Origin of the sequence: Streptomyces ipomoeae 91-03, assembly GCF_000317595.1 — a bacterium.
Lineage (GTDB): Bacteria > Actinomycetota > Actinomycetes > Streptomycetales > Streptomycetaceae > Streptomyces > Streptomyces ipomoeae.
In genome coordinates this window covers 1-5,281 of sequence record NZ_AEJC01000579.1, presented here as the reverse complement: position 1 = coordinate 5,281, position 5,281 = coordinate 1, and the positions used below count along the sequence as shown (strand labels likewise).

Annotated in this window: 4 protein-coding genes; all 4 read right to left on the bottom strand. The window is 71.4% G+C overall.

What is annotated here, in order from left to right:
- Positions 1-1,862, bottom strand: a 1,862-nt coding sequence (pheT, locus tag STRIP9103_RS37455) for a phenylalanine--tRNA ligase subunit beta (RefSeq protein ID WP_009334022.1), incomplete at its 3' end; no start/stop codon positions are given.
- Entirely contained in the window at positions 1,862-2,992 is a 1,131-nt protein-coding gene (gene pheS, locus STRIP9103_RS37450) for a phenylalanine--tRNA ligase subunit alpha (protein ID WP_009334024.1), read from the bottom strand. The genes pheS and pheT, both read right to left, overlap by 1 nt.
- 132 nt (positions 2,993-3,124) lie before the next feature.
- Positions 3,125-4,261, bottom strand: a complete 1,137-nt coding sequence (locus STRIP9103_RS37445) for a sensor histidine kinase (protein ID WP_009334018.1) — start codon at positions 4,259-4,261, stop codon at positions 3,125-3,127.
- 53 nt (positions 4,262-4,314) lie between these two features.
- Complete coding sequence (locus tag STRIP9103_RS37440) at positions 4,315-5,178, bottom strand: TrmH family RNA methyltransferase (RefSeq protein ID WP_009334020.1); 864 nt, start codon at positions 5,176-5,178, stop codon at positions 4,315-4,317.
- Positions 5,179-5,281 lie beyond the last annotated feature (103 nt).

The following is a 5,281-nucleotide window of genomic DNA, read 5'->3' as shown; positions in this document are numbered from 1 at the left end:
ACGGGGAGCGCGGCCGTGAGGGAGGCCAGCTCCTCGTCGGTGGGCCGGCGGTCGACGGGCAGCCGGGCCGCGATGCTCAGCTCGTCCTGGGGGTGGAACACGAGCCCCGTCTCGAAGAGCGCCAGATCGTGCGAACCCCGCCCGTCATTGCGCCGCAGGGCGCCCAGCAGGCCGGGCAGCAGCGTCGTACGGAGGGCGGGCTCCTCGTCGGAGAGCGGGTTGACGAGCTTGACGACCTTGCGGTGCCTGTCGTCGGCGGCGAGGCCGAGCTGGTCGAAGACGTGCTCGCCGATGAACGGGTAGTTCAGCGCCTCGACGTATCCGGCGCCGGCCAGCGCGCGGCCGACGCGGCGGTGCAGCCGCTGCCGGCCGGTCAGGCCGAGGCCCGCCGGGGGCTTCGGCAGCGTGGAGGGCAGGTTCTCGTAGCCCTCAAGACGGATGACCTCCTCCGCCAAGTCATTCGGGTCGGTGAGGTCGGGCCGCCAGGACGGAACGGTGACGATCAGCTCGTCCTGTCCGTACACGTCGCAGCCGACGTCCTGGAGGCGGCGTACGACGGTCTCGCGGCCGTACTCCATGCCCGCGACCTTGTCCGGGTGGTCGGCCGGGATGGTGATGGTGTGCGGCGCGGAGGGTGTGACGACCTCGGTGACGCCCGCGTCGGCGGTGCCGCCGGCGAGGAGGACCAGCAGGTCGACCGTGCGCTGGGCGGCGGCGGCAGCGGCCTGCGGGTCGACACCGCGCTCGAAGCGCTTGGACGCCTCGGAGGACAGCTTGTGGCGGCGGGCGGTGCGCGCGATGGCGATCGCGTCGAAGTGCGCGGCCTCGATGACGACCTCGGTGGTGGTGCCGTCGGTCTCGTCGACCTCGGTGTTGGCACCGCCCATGACACCGGCGAGGCCGATGGGCCCCCGGTCATCGGTGATGACCAGGTCCTCGGCGTCCAGCGTGCGTACGACACCGTCGAGGGTGGTGAGCTTCTCCCCCGCCTCGGCGCGGCGTACGCCGATGGCGCCCTGGACACGGGCGCGGTCGTACGCGTGCAGGGGCTGGCCGAGCTCCAGCATCACGTAGTTGGTGATGTCGACGGCGAGCGAGATCGGGCGCATGCCGGCCTTCTGGAGGCGGCGCTTGAGCCAGATCGGGGACTGCGCGTCGGGGTCGAGCCCGGTGACGGTGCGGGCGGTGAAGCGGTCGCAGCCGAGCGGATCGGACACCTGCACCGGGTGGCCGAAGGCGTTCGGGCCCGGCACGTCGAGCAGGGCCGGGTCGCGCAGCGGCAGCCCGTACGCGGTGGCCGTCTCGCGGGCGATGCCGCGCATGGAGAGGCAGTAGCCGCGGTCGGGGGTGACGGCGATGTCGAGGACCTCGTCGACCAGTTCGAGGAGCTCGATGGCGTCGGTGCCGACCTCGTACTCCGGCGGGAGCACGATGATGCCCTTGGTGCCGTCGTCGCCCATGCCCAGCTCGTCGCTGGAGCAGATCATGCCGTGCGAGTTGCGGCCGTAGGTCTTGCGGGCGCTGATCGCGAAGCCGCCGGGCAGCTCGGCGCCCGGGAGGACCACGACGACCTTGTCGCCGACGGCGAAGTTGCGGGCGCCGCAGACGATCTCCTGGGGCTCGCCGGTGCCGTTGGCCCGGCCGACGTCGACCGTGCAGAAGCGGATCGGCTTCTTGAAGCCCTCCAGCTCCTCGATGGTCAGCACCTGGCCGACGACGAGGGGGCCCTTGAGGCCGTCGCCGAGCTGCTCGACGGTCTCGACCTCCAGACCGGCCGAAATGAGCTTGGCCTGGACGTCACGGCCGGTCTCGGTCGCCGGCAGGTCGACGTACTCCCGCAGCCAAGAAAGCGGGACCCGCATCAGATCTCCATCCCGAACGGCCGGGTGAACCGGACGTCACCCTCGACCATGTCTCGCATGTCTTCGACGTTGTGGCGGAACATCAGCATCCGCTCGATGCCGAACCCGAAGGCGAATCCGCTGTACTTCTCGGGGTCGACGCCGCAGGCGACCAGCACCCGCGGGTTGACCATGCCGCAGCCGCCCAGCTCGATCCAGCCCTCGCTGGAGCAGGTGCGGCAGGGCCGGTCGGGGTTGCCGACGGACTCGCCCTTGCAGACGTAGCAGAGCATGTCCATCTCGGCGGACGGCTCGGTGAACGGGAAGAAGTTCGGCCGGAGCCGGGTCTTCATGTCCTCGCCGAACAGCGACTGGACCATGTGGTCCATGGTGCCCTTGAGGTCGGCCATGGTCAGGCCCTCGTCCACGGCGATCAGCTCGATCTGGTGGAAGACCGGGGTGTGCGTGGCGTCCAGCTCGTCGGTGCGGAAGACCCGGCCGGGGCAGACGACGTAGACGGGCAGCTCCCGGCTGAGCAGGGAGCGGGCCTGCACGGGCGAGGTGTGCGTGCGCAGCACGACCCCGGACTCGCCGTCGCTGTCGGCGCCTTTCGGGCCTTCCACGAAGAAGGTGTCCTGCATCTGGCGGGCCGGGTGGTCCGGGCCGAAGTTCAGGGCGTCGAAGTTGAACCACTCGGCCTCGACCTCGGGGCCCTCGGCGATCTCGTAGCCCATGGAGACGAAGACGTCGGCGACGCGCTCCATCATCGTGGTCAGCGGATGGCGGGCGCCGGCCGGTACCCGGTCGTAGGGCAGCGTGACGTCCACGGCCTCCTCGACCAGCACGCGCGCGTCGCGCTCGGCCTCCAGCTCGGCCTGGCGGGCGGCGAGCGCCTTGTTCACCGCGCCACGGGCCTGGCCGACGAGCTTTCCGGCGGCGGCCTTGGCGTGCGGGGGCAGGGCGCCGATCTCGCGGTTGGCGAGGGCCAGCGGAGAGGTGCCCCCGGTGTGGGCGACCTTGGCCTCCTGGAGCGCGTCGAGGGAGTCCGCGGCGGCGAAGGCGGCGAGCGCCTCGTCCCGCATGCGCTCGATCTCTTCCGGTTTCAACGCCTCGACCTCTACAGGGTCGTACGACTTATTCGGTGCCGACATCTCTTCCCGTGCTTCCGATTGGCTGGCTGAAGGTCCCCGTGACCGGCTCATGGGTCTGACGTGCGTGGGACACAAAGGTGCCAAAGGCCGAGTCTAACGGGGTGGAGGTGTGCGAACGCGCCCGCAGGCGGCTCAGGCCAGGTAGGCCGGGGCCCCGACGGGCAACGTAAATCGGAACTCGGCGCCGCCGCCGGGGGCGCGTCCGACCGTGATGGTGCCGCCGTGGGCTTCGACGATGCCCTTGACGATGTACAGCCCGAGGCCCGTGCCGCCGCGCTTGCTGCCCCGCCAGAAGCGGGTGAAGACGCGGTTCATGGACTCCTCCGGGATGCCGGTGCCCTCGTCGCTCACGGTGACCGACGTACCGACGTCCTCCCCCTCACGTGGGGACGCGGTGGGCGTGACGTCAATCGTGACGGTTCCCTCGCCGTGGCGCACCGCATTTTCCAGCAGGTTGCTCAGCACCTGGTCGATCTTGTCGGGGTCGGCCCACAGCCGGGGCAGGGGCTGTTCGATGCGGAGCAGGAACCGGTCGGCGGGCTGTCCGGCGGCGACGTACGCCTGGATGTGCCGTCCGACGGCGGCGCCTATGTCGACGGGCTGGCGCCGTACTTCGAGCCGCCCGGAGTCGATCCGCGAGATGTCCAGCAGTTCGGCGATGAGCCGGGTGACCCGGTTGGCGTCCGCGTCGACGGTCTCCAGCATCAGCTTCTTCTGGTCGTCCGTGAACCGCTCCCACTTGGCGAGCAGCGTCGCGGTGAAGCCCTTGACGGATGTGAGGGGGGAGCGCAGTTCATGGGCGACCGTGGCGATCAGCTCGGCGTGGCTGCGCTCGGTGCGGCGTCGGGCCTCGGTGTCGCGGAGGGAGACGACGACACGGCGGACGGGACCGGTGGGCTCCGTACGGATGTAGCGGGCCGACACGAGGACTTCGCGCGCCCCCGGCAGAAGCAGGTTCCGCTCGGGCTGTCCCACCCGGATGGCGAGCCCCCCGTACGGGTCGGTCAGCTGCCACCAGCGGCGGCCTTCGAGGTCCTCTAAGGGCAGGGCCCGTTCCAGGGGGCGGCCGAGGGCGTCGGCGGCGGGGGTGGCGGTGATCCGGGCGGCGGCGGCGTTGAAGCAGATCACGCGGCCCTGTTCGTCGGCGACGACGAGTCCGTCGGGGAGGTCGTCGGGGTCGATGCCGAGCTCGGCGGGATCACCGTGCCGGGTCGCGGGTGTGGCGCGCGCCGCGCGTGCCCCCAGTGTGCTGCTCGTGCCGACCCTCATCCCCGTACCCCACCTCTCGCGTTGTGCAGTGGGCCCCCGAGCCCGTCACCCTACTAGCTGGGAGTGACGGTGCGGCACCCTCCGAAGGCGCGCTGTGCACGGGCGGACGCGTAGAGACATACGGCGGCGGCGGTCGCGAGGTTCAGGCTCTCGGCCTTTCCGTGGATGGGTACGCGTACGACGGCGTCGGCGAGCCCCCGGGTCTCCTCCGGCAGCCCCCACGCCTCGTTCCCGAACACCCAGGCCGTGGGTCCGCCCATGGTGCCCTTGTCCAGTTCGTCGTCGAGGTCGTCCTTCCCCGCGCCGTCCGCGGCGAGAATCCGCACCCCGGCGTCCTTGAGCCCCGCGACGGCCTGCTCGACGGGCACGCCCACGGCGACGGGGAGGTGGAAGAGCGAGCCCACGGAGGCCCGCACGGCCTTGGGGTTGTAGAGGTCGACGGACGCGTCGGTGAGGACGACGGCCTCGGCGCCGGCGGCGTCGGCGCAGCGCAGGACGGTGCCGGCGTTTCCGGGGTCGCGTACGTGGGCGAGTACGGCGACGAGCTTGGGCCGGCTCTTGAGGATCTCCTCGAACGGGGTGTCCAGGAAGCGGCAGATCCCGACCAGGCCCTGTGGCGTCACGGTGGTGGAGATGTCTTCGATGACCTGCTCGGCGGCGAGGTGGACGCGGGCGCCGGCGGTGCGTGCCTCGCCCACGATGTCGGCGTACCGCTCCGCGGCCTCCACCGTGGCGAACAGTTCGACGAGGGTTGCCGTTCCGTCGGTCGTGCGGTGGCCGGCCGCCTCGCGTACGGCCTGTGGGCCCTCCGCGAGGAACAGGCGGTCCTTGCCCCGGAAGTTGCGCTTGGCGAGTCTGCGGGCGGCGGATACGCGAGCGGAGCGGGGTGAGATCAGCTCGGGGGTGGGGGCGGGCATGGGGGCACTTTCTGGTCGGGCGGTGGAGGGGGCATGGTGACGGGGGCGGTCCCGGGCTTTTCCTCGCCCCCGCCGCCCCTACCCGTCCCATCCCAGGGGCTGC